Annotated in this window: 20 protein-coding genes and 1 other annotated feature; of the genes, 14 read left to right on the top strand and 6 right to left on the bottom strand. The window is 41.5% G+C overall.

Annotated features, from left to right (window positions below):
- Positions 1-73: 73 nt before the first annotated feature.
- Complete coding sequence (locus QR42_RS13470; protein WP_039180805.1) at positions 74-877, bottom strand: YtvA family blue-light photoreceptor; 804 nt, start codon at positions 875-877, stop codon at positions 74-76.
- A gap of 422 nt (positions 878-1,299) precedes the next feature.
- Between QR42_RS13470 and QR42_RS13465 the strand changes: the two genes are divergently transcribed.
- The 6 genes from QR42_RS13465 to QR42_RS13440 all read left to right on the top strand — a co-directional run bounded on the left by QR42_RS13465 (position 1,300) and on the right by QR42_RS13440 (position 8,904).
- Positions 1,300-1,629, top strand: coding sequence for a DUF4257 domain-containing protein (locus QR42_RS13465; protein ID WP_228280384.1), 330 nt, complete (start codon positions 1,300-1,302; stop codon positions 1,627-1,629).
- Positions 1,630-1,732: 103 nt separating this feature from the next.
- Positions 1,733-1,954: a binding site (T-box leader), on the top strand.
- Between the two features lie 97 nt (positions 1,955-2,051).
- Positions 2,052-4,466, top strand: coding sequence for a leucine--tRNA ligase (gene leuS, locus QR42_RS13460; RefSeq protein WP_039180797.1), 2,415 nt, complete (start codon positions 2,052-2,054; stop codon positions 4,464-4,466).
- 130 nt (positions 4,467-4,596) lie between these two features.
- On the top strand, positions 4,597-5,499 hold the full coding sequence (locus tag QR42_RS13455) for a dienelactone hydrolase family protein (protein ID WP_039180794.1): 903 nt from the start codon (positions 4,597-4,599) through the stop codon (positions 5,497-5,499).
- Between the two features lie 47 nt (positions 5,500-5,546).
- Positions 5,547-6,299, top strand: a complete 753-nt coding sequence (locus tag QR42_RS13450) for an NAD-dependent epimerase/dehydratase family protein (RefSeq protein ID WP_039180791.1) — start codon at positions 5,547-5,549, stop codon at positions 6,297-6,299.
- Between the two features lie 219 nt (positions 6,300-6,518).
- Positions 6,519-7,379, top strand: coding sequence for a carbohydrate ABC transporter permease (locus tag QR42_RS13445; protein WP_144246083.1), 861 nt, complete (start codon positions 6,519-6,521; stop codon positions 7,377-7,379).
- A gap of 25 nt (positions 7,380-7,404) precedes the next feature.
- Positions 7,405-8,904: an extracellular solute-binding protein gene (locus tag QR42_RS13440; protein WP_039180784.1), complete on the top strand. Its 1,500-nt coding sequence runs from the start codon at positions 7,405-7,407 to the stop codon at positions 8,902-8,904.
- A gap of 45 nt (positions 8,905-8,949) precedes the next feature.
- Here QR42_RS13440 and QR42_RS13435 read toward each other — a convergent pair whose 3' ends face one another.
- Both QR42_RS13435 and QR42_RS13430 read right to left on the bottom strand, forming a co-directional pair.
- Positions 8,950-9,792, bottom strand: coding sequence for an aldo/keto reductase (locus QR42_RS13435; protein WP_180272432.1), 843 nt, complete (start codon positions 9,790-9,792; stop codon positions 8,950-8,952).
- A gap of 10 nt (positions 9,793-9,802) precedes the next feature.
- A complete protein-coding gene (locus QR42_RS13430) occupies positions 9,803-10,990 on the bottom strand; it encodes an MFS transporter (RefSeq protein WP_039180778.1) in 1,188 nt (395 codons plus the stop codon).
- Positions 10,991-11,145: 155 nt separating this feature from the next.
- Between QR42_RS13430 and QR42_RS13425 the strand changes: the two genes are divergently transcribed.
- Positions 11,146-11,517 (top strand): winged helix-turn-helix transcriptional regulator, encoded by a 372-nt coding sequence (locus tag QR42_RS13425; RefSeq protein WP_034322520.1) that lies wholly within the window; start codon positions 11,146-11,148, stop codon positions 11,515-11,517.
- A gap of 38 nt (positions 11,518-11,555) precedes the next feature.
- Here the strand turns inward: QR42_RS13425 and QR42_RS13420 are convergent, their stop codons facing one another.
- Positions 11,556-13,856 (bottom strand): helix-turn-helix domain-containing protein, encoded by a 2,301-nt coding sequence (locus tag QR42_RS13420; RefSeq protein WP_039180774.1) that lies wholly within the window; start codon positions 13,854-13,856, stop codon positions 11,556-11,558.
- 231 nt (positions 13,857-14,087) lie between these two features.
- On the opposite strand from QR42_RS13420, the gene QR42_RS13415 reads away from it, so the two are divergent.
- The 7 genes from QR42_RS13415 to QR42_RS13385 all read left to right on the top strand — a co-directional run bounded on the left by QR42_RS13415 (position 14,088) and on the right by QR42_RS13385 (position 19,363).
- On the top strand, positions 14,088-15,053 hold the full coding sequence (locus QR42_RS13415) for an ABC transporter permease (protein ID WP_039180771.1): 966 nt from the start codon (positions 14,088-14,090) through the stop codon (positions 15,051-15,053).
- Between the two features lie 18 nt (positions 15,054-15,071).
- Positions 15,072-16,184, top strand: a complete 1,113-nt coding sequence (locus tag QR42_RS13410) for a glycoside hydrolase family 88/105 protein (RefSeq protein WP_039180768.1) — start codon at positions 15,072-15,074, stop codon at positions 16,182-16,184.
- On the top strand, positions 16,181-16,705 hold the full coding sequence (locus QR42_RS13405; RefSeq protein WP_039180765.1) for a hypothetical protein: 525 nt from the start codon (positions 16,181-16,183) through the stop codon (positions 16,703-16,705). The genes QR42_RS13410 and QR42_RS13405 overlap by 4 nt, the downstream gene beginning before the upstream one ends.
- Positions 16,706-16,722: 17 nt before the next feature.
- Entirely contained in the window at positions 16,723-18,012 is a 1,290-nt protein-coding gene (locus tag QR42_RS13400) for a Gfo/Idh/MocA family protein (RefSeq protein WP_039180762.1), read from the top strand.
- Between the two features lie 18 nt (positions 18,013-18,030).
- The gene (locus QR42_RS13395; RefSeq protein ID WP_039180757.1) at positions 18,031-18,714 is read left to right on the top strand and encodes a YesL family protein; all 684 of its coding nucleotides are present in this window, start codon (positions 18,031-18,033) and stop codon (positions 18,712-18,714) included.
- Between the two features lie 54 nt (positions 18,715-18,768).
- Complete coding sequence (locus QR42_RS13390; protein ID WP_039180754.1) at positions 18,769-19,080, top strand: rhodanese-like domain-containing protein; 312 nt, start codon at positions 18,769-18,771, stop codon at positions 19,078-19,080.
- 100 nt (positions 19,081-19,180) lie between these two features.
- The gene (locus tag QR42_RS13385; RefSeq protein WP_024424881.1) at positions 19,181-19,363 is read left to right on the top strand and encodes a sporulation protein Cse60; all 183 of its coding nucleotides are present in this window, start codon (positions 19,181-19,183) and stop codon (positions 19,361-19,363) included.
- A gap of 45 nt (positions 19,364-19,408) precedes the next feature.
- On the opposite strand, the gene QR42_RS13380 is transcribed toward QR42_RS13385, so the two are convergent.
- On the bottom strand, positions 19,409-19,933 hold the full coding sequence (locus tag QR42_RS13380) for a CbrC family protein (protein ID WP_039180751.1): 525 nt from the start codon (positions 19,931-19,933) through the stop codon (positions 19,409-19,411).
- A 130-nt stretch (positions 19,934-20,063) separates the two neighbouring features.
- On the bottom strand, positions 20,064-21,596 hold the full coding sequence (opuD, locus tag QR42_RS13375; RefSeq protein WP_039180749.1) for a glycine betaine transporter OpuD: 1,533 nt from the start codon (positions 21,594-21,596) through the stop codon (positions 20,064-20,066).
- Between the last annotated feature and the right edge of the window lie 44 nt (positions 21,597-21,640).

The raw sequence follows: 21,640 nt of genomic DNA, 5'->3' as shown, positions 1-21,640 counted from the left end.
CCTAAATTGCTATTTACACCTATCATACCTCATTTTTCCATTTTGGGAAGCGGTTCAACTAAAAAAACCCTGTTTACACAGGGTTTTCAGCTAATGGTAATCCTTTTATGGCTTCTTTTACTGTCAAATAAGTGATCGTATTCTGGAAATCTGTATCGAGGTCTTTCATTTTCATCGCAAGCTGCGGTTTGATTCCAGTGATGATTAGTTCGGTTCCCGTTAGATTGAGAAGATGATGCAGTTTGAAAATGCGTGCTGCGACGGAATCATCGACTTCGATTAAACCAGAAAGGTCGACAATTAAATAATCATCCTTTGAATCATCTAATATACAGGTTAACTTAGCGACAATGGCATCAAAGCGCTCTTCAGATAATTTCCCGATAAGCGGAAGGGCAGATACACCATTTTTGATTGGGACGATTGGCGTCGAAAGAGAGGTGACTTCCTGTAAGGAATCTTCTAGGAGCTGTTCATATTCTTTCTGTTTCGTAATATCCTTTTGAAAACCAATGAAAAATGTTTTGTCATCTTGTTCAATGTATAGAGGATCTATATTGAGTTCATTCCAAAAAAAAGTGCCGTCTTTTTTATAATTTTTTAGCTGTGTGGTAATAGGTGTTTTGTTTTGAATTCCATGACGAATTAAAGCAAGCTGCTTTTGATCCGTGTCTTTTCCTTGAAGGAATCGACAATTACGCCCAAGAATCTCATCTGGTTTGTATCCAGTCATTTGTGTAAAGCCATGATTCACATAAACGATAGGGTTATCCTCTAAGGAAGGGTCTGTAATGACAACACCGATGCGCGCATGATCCAGCGCTTTTTTGATGAGTTCAAGCTGTTTTTGCAAGCCGAAAATGTTCGAGCTGACCATATTACCCTCCTTTGCTGCTATAAGACATATCAAATGGTTGTCTTTTCAACCAAATGAATCCTTATAAACGTAACATAACATATGTTCTGTTTCAACGATTGCAAACGCTTTGTTAAATTTGTCATCATAGTTTGTCCTCCATTAGAATAGAGTAAGTAAGGAGACTTTTCATTAGAAAAAGAAGGAATCAATTACTCAACATTCATAAAATGACAAAAATAGTTAATATGGATTAGGTAAAAATGATTCCAATGCATCAAGATTGTTTTTAGGTCATTCACATATAATGGAAGAAACAAGCTTTTTTTCTTCGTTAGAGAGAATAGACCTTTTACATGGATTATGACGGAACAGCAGAATGGCATTACAGGGGGCTGGACAGCCTGAAGTCGCTTTACTATTCTAAGGGCTTTAGGAAGGTGATGAAAATGCTGCAACAAGTCATTATTGCTTGCGCCATTGGAGGGGTCATGGGCATTCTCGGTCACGTAAAGAAAAAAGGCAGGCTAGAGAAGCCCAGAATGACAAAAAAGTTTATTTACTTAGGGTTTATTGAAGATTGGCTCGTTGGGATGATTGCCGCTACACTGCTTGTCTTATCCTCAAATCCCGAATCTAGTCTGCACTTGATCATCTTATCAATTATTTCAGGTTACGGAGGAGAAGCAGTTCTGCGAAGCTTTGATTTTGTAAGAGATCAGCGTTCACAGGATGCAGACTCCAGCCGTCATAACCGATCTCCACACGAATAATATCCTCTACTTTACCCTAGTCTAGGGTACATTCCCATTGTATACAAACCTGCTTGCACTTATGATCATAATTCTATAAAATACTACTTAGATGACGGTTACGATAAGAACAGTGAAGAGGAGTAGTAGGAAAGCAGTATTTGTCTTTAGAGAATTGACGGCTGGTGAAAGTCAATCAAATCTGCTTCTGAACTCGCCTCAGAGTTGCAGTTGCGTTAAAGCTTCTGTCGCATGTCTGCGTTAAAGATATTAAGTGAGCGTACGAACAGCATGTTACGCTAACAAGGGTGGTACCGCGGGAACCAAAAAATCTCTCGTCCCTTTCCAGGGATGAGGGTTTTTTGTTGATTTTAGAAAAATCTGAATTCTTGCAGTGGTCATCTAAGCAGATAAAGCCGTACATATTAAAGGAGGTTTTCACATTGAGTTTTCAGCATCGGGAAATTGAAAAGAAGTGGCAGGATTATTGGCTGACACATAAAACATTCGCCACATCTGACTCGGAAGATAAACCGAAGTTTTATGCGCTTGATATGTTTCCATATCCATCAGGAGCAGGGCTTCATGTCGGGCACCCTGAGGGCTATACAGCAACGGATATTTTATCACGCATGAAACGTATGCAGGGATATGATGTTCTTCATCCAATGGGATGGGACGCATTTGGTCTCCCGGCAGAACAGTATGCACTTGATACAGGGAATGACCCGGCGGCCTTTACAGAAGAGAACATCAATAACTTCCGCCGCCAAATTCAATCACTAGGGTTCTCGTATGATTGGGATCGAGAAATCAACACGACAGATCCGAATTACTACAAATGGACACAATGGATTTTCTTAAAATTGTACGAAAAAGGATTGGCCTATATCGATGAAGTACCAGTGAACTGGTGCCCAGCGCTTGGCACAGTGCTTGCAAACGAAGAAGTCATTGATGGAAAAAGTGAACGCGGAGGCCATCCTGTTGAAAGACGTCCTATGAAGCAGTGGATGCTAAAGATTACAGCATATGCGGACAGGCTGTTAGAAGATTTAGAGGACATTGATTGGCCTGAAAGCATCAAAGATATGCAGCGTAACTGGATCGGACGCTCTGAAGGTGCGCACGTTCATTTTGAAGTAGAAGGGCATAACGAACAGTTTACGGTTTTTACAACGCGTCCTGATACACTATTTGGTGCAACTTATGCGGTGCTTGCTCCAGAACATGCACTAGTTGAAAAAATTACATCAGCTACTCAAAAAGAAGCAGTCGAAGCATATATCAAAGAAATTCAATCGAAGAGTGATTTAGAGCGGACAGATCTTGCCAAAACGAAAACGGGTATTTTCACAGGGGCATATGCCATCAATCCCTTAAATGGTGAAAAAATGCCGATCTGGATTGCAGATTACGTGTTAGCCACTTATGGAACAGGGGCGATTATGGCCGTACCTGCTCATGATGAACGTGATTATGAATTCGCCAAAACCTTTGATCTTCCAATCAAAGAAGTTGTAGAAGGCGGAGACATCGAAAAAGAAGCCTACACAGGTGATGGAAAGCACATTAACTCTGATTTCCTAAATGGCTTAGGAAAAGAAGAGGCGATTGAAAAAGCGATTGCATGGCTTGAAGAACATCAAAAGGGTGAAAAGAAAGTCACATATCGTTTAAGAGACTGGCTATTTAGCCGCCAGCGCTACTGGGGTGAACCGATTCCAATCATTCATTGGGAGGACGGAACATCTTCAGCTGTTTCAGAGGAAGAGCTTCCACTGATCTTGCCTAAGACGACTGAGATTAAGCCAAGTGGTACAGGTGAATCACCATTAGCCAATATTAAAGACTGGGTTGAGGTTGTAGATCCTGTAACAGGTAAGAAAGGCCGCCGTGAAACGAATACAATGCCGCAATGGGCAGGAAGCTGCTGGTATTTCTTACGTTATATTGATCCTCATAACTCAGAAGAGCTTGCATCTCCTGAGAAGCTGAAGAAATGGCTTCCAGTTGATGTGTATATCGGCGGAGCAGAACACGCTGTACTGCATCTTCTATATGCACGCTTCTGGCATAAATTCTTGTATGATATCGGTGTTGTTCCAACAAAAGAACCTTTCATGAAATTGTTCAACCAAGGCATGATTCTTGGGGAAAACAATGAAAAAATGAGTAAATCAAAAGGAAATGTGGTCAACCCGGATGATATCGTAGAATCTCATGGTGCAGATACATTACGACTTTATGAAATGTTCATGGGACCTTTAGATGCGTCAATTGCTTGGTCTGAAACAGGACTTGATGGTGCTCGTCGTTTCCTTGATCGTGTATGGCGTCTATTTACAAATGAAGATGGCTCACTCAGTGATAAAGTGACAGAGCAATCTGGCGGCGCATTAGAACGCAGCTATCATGAAACCGTCATGAAGGTAACTGATCATTATGAAGGCTTGCGTTTCAATACAGGCATTTCACAATTAATGGTGTTTATCAACGATGCCTATAAGGCTGATACACTGCCGAAAGAATATGCAGAAGGCTTTGTAAAGCTTCTTTCTCCAATTGCACCGCATCTTGCAGAAGAGCTTTGGAATAAACTTGGTCATGAAGGGTCTATTTCTTATGAAGCATGGCCTCAATATGATGAGTCAAAGCTTGTCGACGATGAAGTAGAAATTGTCGTACAGCTTAACGGTAAAGTGAAAGCAAAATTAACCGTTCCTGCTGATGCAACAAGGGAGCAGTTAGAAGAGCTTGCGAAAAATGATGCACGCGTAAAAGAACAGCTTGAAGGGAAAACCATTCGCAAAGTGATTGCGGTTCCTGGGAAGCTTGTCAATATTGTTGCGAACTAATGATGACACCCATCGGTATGAACCGGTGGGTGTTCTTTATTTCCCGGGACATAATTTTGTCGAAAACAAGGTGATTCCTGCATCGGTCTCGTATTTTAACAGGTGATCAAGAAAATGAGGAGTGACGTCAATGGAAAAGGAAAGCAAACGTGAACAACTGCTCAGTCTGTTAGGAGAAATGCCAGAGCGTCATCGCGTGGAGGCTTATACGTTAAAAATGGAGGAACGTGAATCTTATGTAGTGGAAACACTCATTCTCTCCATGAATGGTGTAGAGGAAGTCCCTGCTTATTTCGTGAAACCGAAGGATACGGTGAAAAAAAGACCCGTAGTACTGTTTCAGCACTCTCATGGCGGTAATTATGTCAACGGGAAGGAAGAGCTGTTAGAGGGTGCTCATTATTTGCAAGCGCCTTCATATGCAAAAGAGTTTACGTCAAAAGGATATAGTGTACTGGCCATTGATCATGCAGGGTTTGGTGAGAGAAGGGGAAGAACAGAAAGTGAAATTTTTAAGGAAATGCTTTTAACAGGAAAAGTGATGTGGGGCATGATGCTCTATGAAAGCATGTGTGCGATTGATTATTTGATGTCTCGATCTGATGTACTGGCGGACCGGTTAGCTGTCTTTGGGATGTCAATGGGCGGTCTCCTTTCCTGGTGGACGGCTGCACTTGATGAGAGGGTCAGTGTGTGTATCGATCTTTGCGCACAGGTGGATCATCATACATTAATTGAAACGAACAATTTGGATAGGCATGGCTTTTATTACTATGTACCGAGATTAGCAAAGTATTTTACAGCAGCGGACATTCAAGAAATGATTTTTCCAAGACCGCATTTAAGCTTAGTTGGAAAACTTGATCAGCTCACGCCTGCTGAAGGCGTTGGAAGGATTCAAAAGGTATTGAGTCAAACCTATCAAGCTGCTTCATTGAAAGAACGATATCAGCTTGCCCATCTTCATGCAGGTCATTTTGAAACAGCCGCTATGCGTCACGAGGCGACACGATTTTTGAAAAAGTGGCTGTAATCAAGAAAACGCTTGGACATACTACGTCAAAAGAAAGGAGGAGACAGATGAAAAAAATCACCATCATTGGCGGATGCGGTGTAATTGGACGCCTTTTAACAAAAGCGCTCTCTACTGAGTACAGTGTCACGATTATTGATCTGACGAGCTGTGTAGAAGGAGTCATTTTAGCCGATGCAGCGAATGAACAGAATGTATATGAGGCAATTCCGCGGGATACAGATGTCATCTTGCATCTTCTAAACATTGACATGACGCATGATGTGATGGATCATGAAGAATTTGCAAAAATGACTGATATTTTTTGGAGGAGTACCTATTATATGTTTCGGTCAGCCGCGCAGCTTGGCATACAAAAAGTCATTTTTGCAAGCAGCAACCATGTGACTGATCGTTATGAAGAGGATGGACGCTCCTTACTTGGACGGCAGATTACAACTGACGATGTGCCTGCGACTAAAAATGTCTATGGCATTTTAAAATTTGCTTCCGAACAGTTGGGGCGTTTGTTCCACGATCAAACGGGAATGTCTGTCATCAACTTACGGATTGGAACAGTTGTGACAGATGAGATGAAGGCATTATACAAAAAGCAAAGAACAAAAAGAACACTGCTGTCACATGAGGATCTTGCAGGTATGACAAAGGCAGCGATTGAATCGGATATTCCCTTTGGGACCTATTATGCTGTATCAGAGAATGAAGGAAAGCCATGGTCTACTGAGAAAACGAAGCAGGAGTTAGGCTACAAACCAGATGTCAATACGACGGAAATACTCGAAGAAAATGATCAGGCATAGGGCATAATCATGTCATGAGCTAATGATCTTATTCTTTTGTTTCATGAGCATAAAAGCACGGCTGACATGATCTTTCCAGTTGGACTGTCAAGATGATTATAGACGCTTTCTTCCCCCGTTTGTTACATTTTAATCACGATATCGTCACAGGCTGCAGCTTACTTTCAGTTGAAATGATAACGCTTTCAAAGAAAGGGCGTGATGAACATAGATCGTTCTATTAAAGGCCGATTGTTCAATTTATTTAATTACTCTTTTCTACTCATGTTCGCATTAATATGTGTGCTTCCGTTCATTCATGTCATTGCCGCCTCTTTTGCAACAGTAGAAGAGGTCATCACGAAGAAGTTTATCCTGTTCCCAACGACGTTTTCTTTAGAGGCATATCGATACATTTTTTCTACAGATATTGTGTATCGCAGCCTCATTCTGTCCATTCTTGTAACGCTTGTTGGAACAGCTGTCAGCATGTTTTTGTCCTCGCTTATGGCATACGGGCTGTCTCGCCAGGAGCTAAAAGGCCGGAGAACACTGATGTTTCTCGTTGTCTTCACGATGCTGTTTAGCGGAGGTATGATTCCGACGTTTATTGTGGTGAAAACACTTGGTCTGCTTGATACGTATTGGTCACTTATTCTACCGGTTGCAATCAATGCGTTCAATTTAATCATTTTGAAAAACTTTTTTCAAAACATACCGGCAAGTCTTGAGGAATCAGCGAAGATGGACGGCTGTAACGATTTAGGGATTTTCTTTAAAATTGTGCTGCCACTTTCTTTGCCAGCCATTGCAACCATTTCACTTTTTTATGCCGTGACGTATTGGAATACGTATATGACCGCCATTCTGTATTTAAATGATTCAGTGAAATGGCCGATTCAGGTGCTGCTGAGACAGATTGTCATTGTCTCAAGCGGAATGCAGGGAGATATGTCGGATATGGGCTCATCCACACCACCGCCAGACCAAACGATTAAAATGGCTGTCATTGTTGTGGCGACCATTCCGGTTCTGCTTGTCTATCCATTTATTCAAAAGCATTTCAACAAAGGGGCATTACTAGGTTCTGTAAAGGGTTAAAATGATGGAACAACGGAGGGATCTTATGGGGAGAAAGAAATTATGGCTGATTGCGTTTGTCCTGTTATTTGCAGCAAGTGGTATTTTGTCAGCATGTTCAAGTAAAGGGGCAAACTCATCAGATGAGAAGGTTGATTTAGACAAAAAGGTAAAGCTGACATGGATGGCAATTTTATATCATCAGCAGCCGCCGAAGGATTCCGTTTTAAAAGAGATTGAGAAGCTCACAAATACAGAGCTTGATATTACATGGGTGCCTGATGCTGTGAAGGAAGATCGGTTAAATTCCGCACTTGCAGCAGGGAATTTGCCGCAAATTGTGACGATTCAAGACATTAAAAATTCGTCTGCGATTAATGCGTTCAGATCAGGCATGTTCTGGGAAGTCGGTCCGTATTTAAAGGATTATCCAAATTTAAGTAAGATGAACGAACTGATTAATAAAAACGCCTCTATAGACGGCAAGCTTTATGGCATCTATAGAGAAAGACCACTTTCAAGACAAGGGATTGTCATTCGAAAGGATTGGCTTGAAAATTTAAATTTGGATACACCAAAAACATTGGATGATCTATATGAAGTAGCCAAAGCCTTTACTGAAAAAGACCCGAATCAAAACGGAAAAGCGGATACAATTGGCTTTACGGATCGGAACGATTTAATTTATGGAGCATTTAAAACACTTGGTTCATATGAAGGTATGCCTACAGACTGGAAAGAAGAAAACGGGAAATTCACGCCAGACTTTATGACAGATGAATATATGAATACAATGAAATACATGAAAAAGCTGCGTGATAATGGCTATATCAACAAAGACTTCCCAGTGACAAGCAAAACACAGCAGCAGGAATTATTCTCACAAGGAAAAGCAGGCATCTATGTTGGAAATATGGTAGATGCCGTGAACCTGCGAGATGATGCGACAGATAAAAACATGAAAGTAGATATTATCAACCGAATCAAAGGCCCAGATGGCAAAGAACGTGTGTGGGCATCAGGTGGTCATAATGGCATCTTCGCATTCCCTAAAACAAGCGTGAAATCAGAGGCAGAATTAAAGCGGATTTTGGCCTTCTTTGACCGCATTGCTGAAGAAGATGTGTATGGTCTCATGACGTACGGTATCGATGGCCAGCATTATAAGAAAGAAGAAGGAAATACATTTGTCAGGGAAGAAAGCCAAGTGAAAGGCTGGCAGACAGATGTCCAGCCACTTGTCAGTCTTGTAGGAATTGATAAACGTTACTTGAAAAATAAAGGGGATGCAGTTCGTTCTAAATATGAAGAGCTAGAAGAAGACAATAAAAACATCATCGTTGCCAATCCTGCTGAAAGCCTGTATTCAGAAACAGCATCAGAGCGTGGAAACGAATTGAAGAAAATCATCGATGATGCGACGTATAAGTTCATTCTTGGAGACATCAGTGAAGATCAATTTCAGAAAGATGTAGAGAAATGGAAATCAAATGGTGGGAATAAAATCATAGAAGAATATGAGGCTTCCTTTAAAAAATCAAAATGATCAATAGGAACACCCCCGCAAAGCAAAAAAGCGGGGGTGTTTTGATTAAAAGTCGAAGTTGTCTGGATCTGGACCGATACGTTTGTTTTCATTTAAGTCAGAAAGACGTTTCATATCCTCATCAGTTAAGACAAAATCAAATATATCAGCGTTTTCTTTTAAACGATGTGCTTTCGTTGATTTTGGGATGGTGATGACACCTTTTTGTACATCCCAGCGCAAAATAATTTGAGCAGGTGTTTTACTGTACGTGTCTGCCAGCTCTGTGATCAGCGGGTGATGCAGCAGTTCACCCTGCATCAGCGGTGACCAAGCTTCCATTTGAATGCCATGAGAGTTCAAATACGTATAGAGTGTTTCCTGCGTTAGCTTTGGATGAAATTCTACTTGATTGATAGCTGGTTTGATCTCTGCATCTTTTAATAGCTCGTCTAAGTGATGCGGCTGGAAGTTGCTCACTCCGATGGCTCTGACCTTTCCTTCACGATACAAGGTTTCCAGTGCACGCCAAGCTTCTTTGTATTTTCCTTCAACTGGCCAATGGATTAAATACAGATCAAGGTAGTCAAGCTGAAGTTTTTTCAAGCTTTCTTCGTATGCATGAAGGGTAGATTCATATCCTAAATCGGCATTCCACACTTTTGATGTGACAAAAATGTCCTCGCGGCGCAGTCCTGTTTCTGCTAAACCAAGCTGTATGCCTCGTCCAACACCTTCTTCATTTCCATAAATAGCTGCTGTATCAATACTGCGATAGCCTAATTGAATGGCTGTTTTGACAGCATCAACTAATTCTGCTCCATCTTCCACCTTGAATACACCAAGGCCAAAGCCTGGCATGCGGACTCCATTGTTTAATGTTTTTGTACTTTGTAAATGTTCCATAATAAAAACTCCTTTAGTTGGTTTGTATTTGTTCTTTTTGTTCCATTTGATAACTGATCATCGTAAGAATGGCTGCGATGAGGACCATGATGCCGCCGACCCAGCCTGTATGCACAAGACCAAGTGAATCTGTCACGATGCCGCCTAAAAATGAGCCAATGGCAATACCGGCATTAAAGGCAGCGATATTCATAGCAGATGCGACGTCGACTGCTCCAGGGGTGTATCTTTCGGCAAAATCAACGACGGCTACTTGCAGTCCAGGTACATTCATGAAAGCAAACAGACCCATCAGCATGACGGTTCCAATGCCTAACACTGTGAATCCTGCAGTGAAGCTAAGGATAAACAAGATGATGCTTTGGATAATAAACATATAGATCAGTGCTTTCATTGGCTGTGCATTAGCAGCTTTTCCGCCAATGACATTTCCGGCTGCGATCGTGATTCCGTATAAAAGCAGGATCAACGCCACAGCCCCAGGCGCAAGACCTGTGACATGCTGCAAGAGAGGAGATAAATATGTGAAGACGACAAAGGTTCCTCCATACCCTGTGGCTGTAATGACAAATAAAAGTAAGATTCTTTTTGTTTTTAATAGGACAGCTTGATCTTTAAAGGATGTTTTCACACCCTGCTTTAGTTGAGACGGAACAAGAAAATAGTTGGATATCAGTGCGATCAGACCAATGATCACAATTACACCAAATGATGTCCGCCAGCCGAACTCGTGACCAAGAAATGTCCCGAATGGCACACCTGTCACAGTCGCTACTGTTAAACCAGTGAACATAAAGGCAATGGCGCTTGCCCGTTTTTCTTTCACGACAAGGCTTGCAGCAATCGTAGAGCCAATGGACATGAAGATTCCATGGGACAAGGCTGAAATCACCCGGCCGATTAACAGCACTGAAAAGGTCGGGGCAATGGTGGCAAGTGTATTACCAATCAAAAAGACGAGCATAATGAGCAAAAGCAATGTCTTTCTTTTCATCGTGGAAGTAAGGGAAGTCAATATAGGCGCTCCAAATGTCACACCAAGTGCATATAAAGAGACAGTCCAGCCCGCCTGACTGACGCTCACTCCAAAGTCCTCTGAGATCATTGGCAAAAGACCGACACTAATGAACTCAGTTGTTCCTATAGCAAAAGCACTAATCGCTAGTGCGAGCAGAGCAAAATGGTTTTGCTTGTTCTTCATCAGTAAGTTCACATCCTTCTGTGATGACATTTTGATAGACGAAGCCGATCGGCAAGAGTTATTATCTAACATAGATGACGAAAAAAAAAGTACGTACTTTTTTGTAATATAGGTACTAAAAAGTGCCTATTCGTACAAAGAGGAGTGAATATTCGATGGAAAAGAAAAAATATAATATCTCTGTGGAAGCAACGCTTGATGTCATAGGCGGGAAGTGGAAGTGTGTGATTTTATGTCATTTGACACACGGGAAAAAACGTACAAGCGAATTGAAGCGGCTCATGCCAAACATCACACAAAAAATGCTGACGCAGCAGCTGAGAGAGCTTGAAAGTGATGGCGTCATTAACCGGATTGTCTATGAACAGGTACCGCCTAAAGTGGAATATGAATTAAGTGAATACGGACAGTCACTCGAAAGAATTCTCAATGCGCTATGCGATTGGGGAGCAGCTCATATTGAACGTGTGTATGGAGAGCCGCTTTCAGTGCTGGAAGACAGCATCTTAAATGAACAGTTTAAATAAAAGAGCCCCGCTTTCGTGTGAGAGCGGGACTCTTTGTGTTACGTGCCTTTTTTCTGGTCGCGGTATTTACCAGGAGTTGTGCCTTCCAGCTTTTTAAAGGATCGGATGAAATTTTGCGGGTTTTTATATTTCAGTTTTTCCGAAATTTCTTTGACGGACATATCGGTTTCTACAAGCCAGTTTTTAGCGACATGGTGTCTGTAGGAAGAGAGATATTCACTAAAGGAGATATCCATTTCCTTTCTGAAAATACTGCTTAAATAATTAGGATTGTAATGCAGGCGTGTGGCGATTTCATCCAAGGTGAGATCTGAGTCGAATTCTTGATGAATAATATGAATGATTTTTTCTGAGATGTTTTTGTATTGTGAGTCTTCACGTGCAGCAAGCTGGTCAATAATTGGCCGGATGATCTCATGTTTCAGCCATGCTTCTGTATCTTCAAAGGTTTTAAATTCAAAAATCGTATCATAGAGCATTTTGTTGTCTTCGATCTCAAATAATTCAATACCTAGCAAATGCATCAGCTCAATTAAATTGTTTAAAAAACGAGCGAGGGCGATCTGGTATTCGTGCGGTCCTGCATTTTTAGAGAAAATGGATTGCAAGAGCACATGTAAATAGTGATCCGCCTTGCCTTGATCGCCAGCTTTCACCGCATCAAATAAATCATGCTGCAGCTGTTTTGGAAAATGGGTTTTGAACGCCTTTCCTTGCTGGATATGCTCATATAAGATAATGGATTTTTTCTCTGCTTTGAGTCTGTATTTTAAGGCTTCTTTTCCTTCAATGTAAGCGTGTTTTGCCATCGTAAGCTCCTTAAACTGGCGGCTGATCCCAATGCTGATCGATAAACCAAGCTCTTCTTCGATACGCTGCTGAATGGTTTCTGCTAATTGGTTTAAATATTCAGTAAACTCTTCGTCTGACTTTGAGTGGTTAAGGATAATCGTTGTTTGATGTTCATTGACAACGGTTGGCTGAAGGTGCTCCTCTTGCGGAATAATCTGCTCGATCAGTCCATTGATCGCAAATAAAAGCAAATCAGCATCTTTTTTTTCATAAGGAGTTCCTTTTAACGTATCGATTTGGGTCACGAGCATGGACAATTGAGACCAGCCCTGAGGAAAGCCTAAGCTTTGGAACCGGTTGTTTACTTCTTCATCTGTCAGCTTTCCAAGCAGCAGCCGTACCATAAAATATTGCTGTAAGTGTGTCACTTGCTGCTCAATCCGTTCCTCTAAATCATTGTTTTGATCTTTCATTTGTTTAATACTCGATTCAATTAACTCAAATTCATTTTGAAAAGGCTGTTTTTGCAAAAATGATTCATTGCGTGCAAATGACTCGTATAATAAGCGGATGGGTTTATAAAAGTGTCTGGAACCAAACCATGAAAATAATAATGAAAGCGCTAACAAAATAGTGCAGATAATAAAGGTAATCCACCCGATTGATTTCGTTTGCTGCTTAAGTTCTGGAATAGAAACAAAGGATAGGTACGTCCATTCATTATAATCTGATTTTTGAAATGTGATTTGATAGTTGAGTTCGTCGATCTTCATATCAAATTGTCCTGATCGTTTTTCAAGTGAGAGCACATGCTTGACGAAATCTTGATGTTTCAGCGATTCACCAATTTGTTCTTTGCGATTATGTAGCAGCACTTTTCCGTTTGTGTCGATGACAAACATGCTATCTGATTGAGAGAAGTCAGGCATGTTATCAGCAATCACGCAGCTTGGAATGCTGGCGACAGCGATTCCCTTTTTTTGAACGCTGTTCATAGGCAGTTGTTTGATTAAATTCACATTGTACTTGCAAAAGGATGCTTTACCTTCTTTAGTCGCAACAAGTGGATTATTCTCTTCAAGTGCCCAGCTGGAGTGACTTGGTATATTGAGGTAAGAGGTCAGCGCTTTTTCTTGGTCTTCGCTTGTGACATGATAAAGCCCCGAATTGTTCATGTACCAGTCTTCCATTTTACTGACGAGTGTAATATTGGAAAGGTCGGTGTCAAAGGTTTGCAGGTAGTTCAGTTCCTGCTGTACTTGATTATAAAGCTGGAATTGGTCTGGATTTAAAGATTCTGCCAGTGTTTGAAGGAGAGGTGGCGAACTGACATAGTGAGTGAGAGAATGATCAACCGTTTTTAAAATATGCTCAATATTGGATTGCGTTTGTTTGACGCTGTCGAGCTTTTCATTTGAGATATTTTCAAGTGCTGTTTTTTGCGAATGCTGATAAGAAAAAATACCGACAATGATAACAGGAATCGTACTAAGTATGAAAAAAAACGTCACAAGCTTGTAATAAAATTTATACTGCCTTCTTTTCATAAAACCCCCCATTTCAAACGAAACAATCTTTTCCCCTTAATTTATTAATCCAAAAATCTGGTAGGTTTGTCAATAATCATTTTCTGAGATTAGGATCATTTTCTTATGTTTTATGTAACGTTTTGAGTAGCATCACCTATGAAAATATGATCTGTTGATATGATTGTAGACGGATTTTTCATCCTTAAGATACAGTTAACACATGCATCAGCATGAGGGGAGGCTTTATCAATGAAAACAGAGGATGTCACTGCCAAGGGTGTGCCTGCGGCAGCTTTGAAAATTGAAAAAAGAAAGCGCTTACTTAATCAACTGCTTAGTCAAAAGTTTTTGTATTTAATGATTTTGCCGGGGCTCATTTATTTTCTTGTTTTTAAATATGTGCCCATGTGGGGGCTCATCATTGCCTTTCAAGATTACCAGCCGTTTCTCGGTATTCTTGGCAGTGAGTGGGTAGGCTTCAAACACTTTATTCGCTTGTTTACAGAACCAACATTTTTCATCTTATTAAAAAATACGCTGATTTTATTTGCCATGAATGTTGTGATTTTCTTTCCAATTCCGATCTTATTAGCTCTTCTTTTAAACGAAGTGAGATTGGCATTGTTTAAGAAGTTTGTACAGACGATGATTTATATCCCTCACTTCATGTCATGGGTCATTGTTGTGTCCTTATCTTTTGTTTTGTTAACAGTAGATGGCGGGTTAATTAATGAATTGATTGCTTTCTTTGGAGGGGAAAAGATTAACTTCCTTCTTAGTCAGGAATGGTTTAGACCAATGTACATTTTACAGGTGATTTGGCGGGAAGCAGGCTGGTCGACGATCATTTACCTTGCGGCGATTACAGCGGTAGATCCGCAGCTATATGAAGCAGCAAAAATGGATGGTGCGGGGAGATTGAGACAAATGTGGCACATCACACTTCCTGCCATCAAAAGTGTCATTGTCGTTCTGCTTATTTTGAAAATTGGTGATACGCTTGAGCTTGGCTTTGAGCATGTCTATCTATTACTGAACGCAACGAACCGGGAAGTAGCGGAGATTTTTGATACGTACGTTTATACAGCAGGTCTTAAGCAAGGACAATTCAGCTATAGTACCGCTGTTGGTTTATTTAAAGCAGCCGTTGGACTTATTTTGGTCATGCTGGCAAACCGTTTAGCGAAGAAATTCGGGGAAGAAGGTATTTATTAAAAAGGGAGATGAGGAAGAATGACATTATCGATTGAAAAGGGATCACCGCTTGAGCATGCAGAGAAATTAGCACAAACCATTATGAAAGCGTATACACCGATTGAGCTGCCGCCAGCTGGAAGGTGGCATTATCATCAAGGGGTTTTCCTTTGCGGCGTTATGAAGCTATATGAGGCAACAGGGAACGAGGCTTATTTCGATTATGTGAAAAACTATGCGGACTCACTTATTGATGAGTACGGAAATCTATTATTTCGCAGGGATGAGCTTGATGCCATACAAGCAGGGCTCATTTTATTCCCTCTTTACGAACGAACGAGAGAAAAGCGGTATGTGCTCGCAGCGGAGAAGCTGCGCGGACTTTATCGTACGCTAAACCGCACGTCTGAGGGCGGATTTTGGCATAAAGATAATTATGCTTATCAAATGTGGCTCGATGGTCTCTACATGGGCGGTCCTTTTGCCTTAAAGTATGCTCAGCTTAAAGGTGAAGAGTCACTTGCGGATATGGTCATCCATCAAGAGCATCTCATGAGAAAGCATACGAAAGATGAACAAACAGGTCTATATTATCACGCGTGGGATGAACGAAAAACGATGCCATGGGCTGATCAAAAGACCGGCTGTTCCCCAGAGTTTTGGGCGAGATCGTTTGGCTGGTATGTCCTTGCATTAGCGGATATGATCGAGGACCTGCCCGAGCAGCATGAAATGCGGAAAGTGTGGAAGGAAACACTGACAGACATGCTGGAAAGTGTGGCAAAGTACCAGGATCAAACGACAGGTCTCTGGCATCAAATCATTGATAAAGGAAATCACAGTGACAATTGGCTTGAAAGCTCGGGATCGTGTTTATTCATGTACGCCATGGCAAAGGCCATGAATGAAGGGTATGTAGGTCTCCGTTATGTTGATCATGTGGTCAAAGCATATCAAGGCTTGATTCAGCATAAGACGGCTGAGAAAGAAAATGGTGATTTTACTATCAACGATATCTGTATTGGAACATCTGCGGGATTTTATGATTATTACGTTGGAAGAGAGCGGAGCACAAATGACTTGCACGGGGCAGGCGCTTTTATTATGGCGTTAACTGAGCTAGAAAAGCTGTCTGTTTTTCAAAAGGCATGAGAAGGCAAAAAAGAGCCGCCGTATGGCTCATCAGTTTCATCGCTGCCTTTTGTTTATCTGCCTGTCAGGGGAAAACAAACGGTATCAATGTCCTGATTTTTTCTGATATGTCAAAGGGAATGAAGGATCAATTAGTGGAGAAGGCTTTTCAGCCGGAACAAGAGACTTATAGCGTCCACATCTTTCCGGCGGTTCCTGAAAAGCTTCTTGTTGAAATTACCTCAAAAGAGGGGGACGTGATGCTTGTCCCAGAAGAAATGTTTAGAACGTATGATGATCCTGAAAGCTTTCAGCTGCTGGAAGAGATGGAAATAGGCGATCAAGCAGAAGGACCATATACGGTCGAGGACAAAAAGACAGGGAAAACGGTCGATTATGCGGTACAAATCAATAAAGGAAAGAAAAAACTCAACGGTTATACCTTTCAATTACATCGAGATATGGTCGCTTTTATTCCCGTGTATGCTGACAAGACGAAAGAGGCGCTGTCTCTCATGAAACAGCTTCGTGAAAACCAATAGAAAATGGGGTGAGGAATGTGAAACGGGTCGTGATTTGCGGGCTGAGTCATCGTGCGTTCAATATGTTTATTCGACCGCTTACAGAGGATTTCAATGAGCAGTATAAGATTACAGGGCTCCTAGATATAGATCATCAGCGGTATACACTTTGTCAGGAGCGTTTTCCATCACTCCGGGGCGTTTCGTTTTTTCATGAAGATGCATTTGATCAGATGGTCAAGAAAGCAAAACCAGATATCGTCATTGTGGCAGGCAGGGATGATACACATGTCACGTATATCATGCAGGCACTTGACCATGATCTAGATGTCATCACCGAAAAGCCGATGGTGACAACAGCAAAAGACGCCAAAAAAGTGATGGAAAAAGAGGCGGAAAGTAAAGGAAAGGTCACGGTCACCTTTAATTATCGCTACAATCCCTTCCATCGAAAGATAAAAGAACTGATTCTAGACGGGAAAATTGGAAGGGTCACATCCGTTGAACTGAGCTGGCTGATTGATACGTATCATGGTGCTAGTTATTTCAAAAGGTGGAACCGTACACGTCAATTCTCTGGCGGACTGTCTATTCATAAGTCGACGCATCATTTTGATCTGGTCAACTGGTGGATTGATCAAAAGCCGAAGCAAGTATTTGCCTACGGGGCGCTGAACTATTACGGCAGCGAAAGCCCTTGGAATCCCTTGCACGGGGAGGAAAATAGATTTTGCGGAACATGTCATGTGAAGGATATTTGTCATTATGAAGCAAGGTGGAATCCGCGGGTTGAGCGCTCGAAGGTGGAGGACGACCATATTGAATCCGGTCAGGAGCAAACGCAGCAGTACTCAAATTATCGCCCAGATGCGTGTATTTTTGATCAGGAAATTGATATTGAGGATACATATGTGGCGTCAGTCGCTTATGATCAAGGGGCTCTGCTCAGCTATTCAATTCAATTCTCCGCCCCATATGAAGGCTATCGTCTGGCTATTAATGGGACGAAGGGACGTATTGAAACGAATGAGTTTCATGTGCCATCAAGAATTCCTTTTCAATTCCCAGAACAAACAATTTCTTATTACCCGATGTTTGGATCAAAGGAGACAATTGAAGTCGTCAAGCAACCAGGTGGACATGGAGGAGGAGATCCTCTGCTTTTGGCTGATTTATTTATAGGAAAAGATCCCTTGATTCACTATGACATTTTAGCAGGTGCAGAGGCTGGTGCTTATTCGATTGCTCTTGGGGAAGGCATGTGGCGATCTGCCGCAGAAAAACGCCCAATTGAAATTGATGAATTGTTTCATAAAGAGAAGGTGTAAAGAGAGGAGGGGAAAGAGATGGATCATGATGGTTCAATGAGCAGAATGCTGAGGATGTGTGAGTGGGTGATGAGACTCGCCTATACGAATTTGTTATGGCTTTTGTTCACTATCCTAGGGCTTGGGATCTTTGGCTTGATGCCTGCGACCACTGCGTTATTTTCCGTGATGAGAAAGTGGATTCAAGGGCATGAGCAGGTCAATGTATTCCGCACTTTTTGGAAGGTATACCGGGAGGAGTTTGTCCGCTCTAACATGATTGGAGTGGTGCTGTTCATCATTGGAACGATTATTTATGTCGACCTTGCTTATATTTATCCGACGAGCTGGTCCCTACATGTGCTTCGCTTTGCTATATATATTTTTGGTTTTCTGTTTATTGTGAGCTTATTTTATATTTTTCCGCTGCTTGCTCATTATGATTGGAAAAAACGTCTCTATCTGAAATTCTCTCTTCTGCTGGGTGTGTCATATTTGCAATATACACTCTCTATGCTTGTTTTCTCGGCTGTGCTGTTTGTTCTGTTTGCTTATTTACCGGGAATCGTGCCATTTTTTAGTGTGAGCATACTTGCCTACGGTCATATGTGGCTGGCCTATCAAGTCTTTAAAAAGGTAGAGTTTGAAAGTGAGCACGAGACAGCCGAAGTGAAGAAGCTGCTGCCTTCTTTCCTTCAATCGAAGCGGGTGAATACGCAGTGAAGTGAACCATCTGCTATAATGGTGTCACCGTGATGAAAAGGAGAGATGAGACTCGTGTCAGTGAAAGAAATTTCAATAGAAGAATTAAAACAAAAGCTTGAGCAGGATGACGCCATTCAGCTTGTCGATGTACGTGAGGATGAAGAGGTAGCAGAAGGGATGATCCCGGAAGCGATCCACATTCGAATGGGAGATATCCCTGAGAAGCTGGATGCATTCGATCAAACGCAGGAATATTATATTATTTGCCGCTCTGGTAAACGTAGTGAAAATGTCTGCTATTACCTAGAAGATCAAGGCTACCAAGCGACCAATGTTGTTGGTGGGATGCTTGCTTGGACAGGAGAAACAAAACCGAAGCTGTAAACAGAAGGCCTTTCATCGATAGGATGAAAGGTTTTTTTGTTCATATGCCTCTCTCTATGTGCATAAAGATAGAGTAGCGAGAGAAGGGAGAGTGGCATAGGTGCTAAAGGTAGCTGTATTTGATGAAGAGCATGAGAAAGATTTGCAGAGTGAAATCAATCATTTTTTAAAAGGAATGGATGACGACCAAATCATTGACATCAAGTACAATGTAGCGGTGATCTGTGAGCAGGGAGGGGAACAGCTCTACTGTTTTTCTGCACTCATTTTATATAAAAAATAGACGGTTTCAAAAAAAGGACCTGCTTGAAGGGTCCTTTTTCTTTGGTTAGCTGGCGTCAATATATAAACGGTGCTTGTTGCAGTGAACACATTGGAAGAGGTAGCCCTGTAAGTCTCCTCCGTTGACGAGCCATTGCTTTAGGTTCTCTTTCGTTAATCCTTCGCCGCTGCAAATGTCTTCGATATCCTCGGCGAGTTCTTCCTCTAGATGTTCAATCTCTTTCCAGCCGACATACTGGACGATTGCGCAAAAATCTCCGCAATGACTTAACCAATATTCCTGCTGCCATCCGCGATAGCCTGGCGTTCTGAAGATCAGCTCATCGATATATTCCTCTTGATCGACGTCATCACAGCTCGCATCGTCTTGAAAGGTTCCATTGTATTTTTTAGCCGCTGATCCATCTTTAATGCACCAAGGACAAATTCCCTCCACATCTTCAACAGCATAAAAAGGGCCATGGTACACATAATCTCTTTCTTTCTCACAAACAGGACATGTCGTATGCTCTTTTTTAATCACGTTTAACAAAACTGGATCTGGGTTGTACTTGAACGTAGGTAACGTCATATAAACCTCCATTATGTAGAAAGTGATGATTCAACACTATTTTAAAGGAATCCTCAAGCTCGAGACAATCTTAAATTGTTTATATAGAAAAAAGCCGTTCGGATAAGGAACGGCTTTTTCTCGCTTGCGATTATGCTTTTTTTACTCTTGGACTTCTTGGTTTATTGACTTGATTGGCTTGTTTGATGATTCTTCGTTCATCATTTAGTGATTTATACAGCGAGACAATCATCAATATGATGACAACGGAGAACGGCAAGGCTGCGAGCTTGGCTGTATTTTGCAAGGCTTCAAGTCCCCCTGAAAATAAAAGCACAGCAGCAACAGCAGATTGGATAATGCCCCAGCTGACTTTGACACTGCCAGAAGGATTCAATGACCCGTAGGTTGTCTGCATTCCAAGCACAAATGTAGCTGAATCAGCCGATGTAATAAAGAATACGGCGATTAATATGAGTGCTAGTATCGATGTAATCATCGCCAGCGGATATTCATTAAGCACACCGAAGAGCATCGTTTCAGTTGATAGACCTGCTACATCTACAATATTCTTTTGCTGTAAGTCCATTGCAGATACACCGAAAATCGAGAACCATAGGAATACTAGGATAGAAGGAGCGACTAAGACACCCACTAAAAATTCGCGAATCGTTCGCCCGCGTGACACTCTAGCGATAAAGATCCCGACAAATGGTGCCCAAGAAATCCACCATGCCCAATAAAAGATCGTCCATCCATTAATCCATTCTCTCTTTTCAGGATCATTAGGAGATAGACGGAAGCTCATTTGAACGATATTGGATAAGTATTGTCCAATCGAGTCAGTAAATGAATTTAAGATAAAAACAGTTGGACCTACCAAAAGTAAGAAAAACATCAGAACAGCTGCTAATACCATGTTGATATTACTTAAGTATTTAATGCCTTTTCCAATTCCGCTCAAAGCAGATGCAAGGAAAAGCACCGTCACAATGATAATAATGATCAATTGTGTGCTAAAGGCAATTGGAATATGAAAAAGATAATTCAACCCACCGTTTATTTGTGCTGCACCTAATCCTAGGCTTGTCGCAACACCAACCACAGTTGCAAATACCGCAATACAATCGATGGTTTTTCCGATCCATCCATTCGTTTTATTTCCTAAAACAGGCTGAAGCGTTGCACTGATTAAGCCAGGTGCATCTTTTCTAAATTTAAAGTAAGCAATGCAAAGTGCAACAATGGCATAAATCGCCCATGCATGAAGCCCCCAGTGGAAAAATGTATAGCGAAGGGAATCGCGGAAGGCCTGTGCAGTTTCAGTCTCCCCTGTTGGTGACTGAATAGCATAGTGGCTGATCGGTTCAGCTGCTCCGTAAAAAACAAGACCAATTCCCATACCGGCACTAAATAGCATAGCAAACCAAGAAAATAGACCGAATTCAGGCTCTTCCCCCGGTTTTCCTAGCGTAATCTTACCGATTGGGCTAAAGATAAAGAATAGACAAAAGCCGACAAGCAGTGATACCACTAACAAGTAATACCAGCCAAAGTCATTTGTAATGTATGTTTGAATTTGATCTGTGACATTTTGCAATGTGTCTGGAGAAAACGCTCCCCACATCACGGCAACAAATGTGATCGCAATCACAATCCAAAATACACTTGATACGTTTTTCACACCATCTCACTCTCCTGTTGTTCTACACGTTTAAGCAGAGGACT

This window comes from Bacillus sp. WP8 (assembly GCF_000800825.1).
GTDB classification, from domain to species: domain Bacteria; phylum Bacillota; class Bacilli; order Bacillales; family Bacillaceae; genus Bacillus; species Bacillus safensis.
This window is presented reverse-complemented; position numbering and strand designations above follow the sequence as displayed.

What these genes read in the sequence shown, in the direction of transcription:
- QR42_RS13470 (WP_039180805.1), bottom strand. Translation starts at nt 877, where the DNA reads ATGGTCAGCTCGAACATTTTCGGCTTGCAAAAACAGCTTGAACTCATC.
- QR42_RS13465 (WP_228280384.1), top strand. Translation starts at nt 1,300, where the DNA reads ATGAAAATGCTGCAACAAGTCATTATTGCTTGCGCCATTGGAGGGGTC.
- QR42_RS13455 (WP_039180794.1), top strand. Translation starts at nt 4,597, where the DNA reads ATGGAAAAGGAAAGCAAACGTGAACAACTGCTCAGTCTGTTAGGAGAA.
- QR42_RS13450 (WP_039180791.1), top strand. Translation starts at nt 5,547, where the DNA reads ATGAAAAAAATCACCATCATTGGCGGATGCGGTGTAATTGGACGCCTT.
- QR42_RS13440 (WP_039180784.1), top strand. Translation starts at nt 7,405, where the DNA reads ATGGGGAGAAAGAAATTATGGCTGATTGCGTTTGTCCTGTTATTTGCA.
- QR42_RS13430 (WP_039180778.1), bottom strand. Translation starts at nt 10,990, where the DNA reads ATGAAGAACAAGCAAAACCATTTTGCTCTGCTCGCACTAGCGATTAGT.
- QR42_RS13425 (WP_034322520.1), top strand. Translation starts at nt 11,146, where the DNA reads ATGGAAAAGAAAAAATATAATATCTCTGTGGAAGCAACGCTTGATGTC.
- QR42_RS13420 (WP_039180774.1), bottom strand. Translation starts at nt 13,856, where the DNA reads ATGAAAAGAAGGCAGTATAAATTTTATTACAAGCTTGTGACGTTTTTT.
- QR42_RS13415 (WP_039180771.1), top strand. Translation starts at nt 14,088, where the DNA reads ATGAAAACAGAGGATGTCACTGCCAAGGGTGTGCCTGCGGCAGCTTTG.
- QR42_RS13410 (WP_039180768.1), top strand. Translation starts at nt 15,072, where the DNA reads ATGACATTATCGATTGAAAAGGGATCACCGCTTGAGCATGCAGAGAAA.
- QR42_RS13405 (WP_039180765.1), top strand. Translation starts at nt 16,181, where the DNA reads ATGAGAAGGCAAAAAAGAGCCGCCGTATGGCTCATCAGTTTCATCGCT.
- QR42_RS13395 (WP_039180757.1), top strand. Translation starts at nt 18,031, where the DNA reads ATGGATCATGATGGTTCAATGAGCAGAATGCTGAGGATGTGTGAGTGG.
- QR42_RS13380 (WP_039180751.1), bottom strand. Translation starts at nt 19,933, where the DNA reads ATGACGTTACCTACGTTCAAGTACAACCCAGATCCAGTTTTGTTAAAC.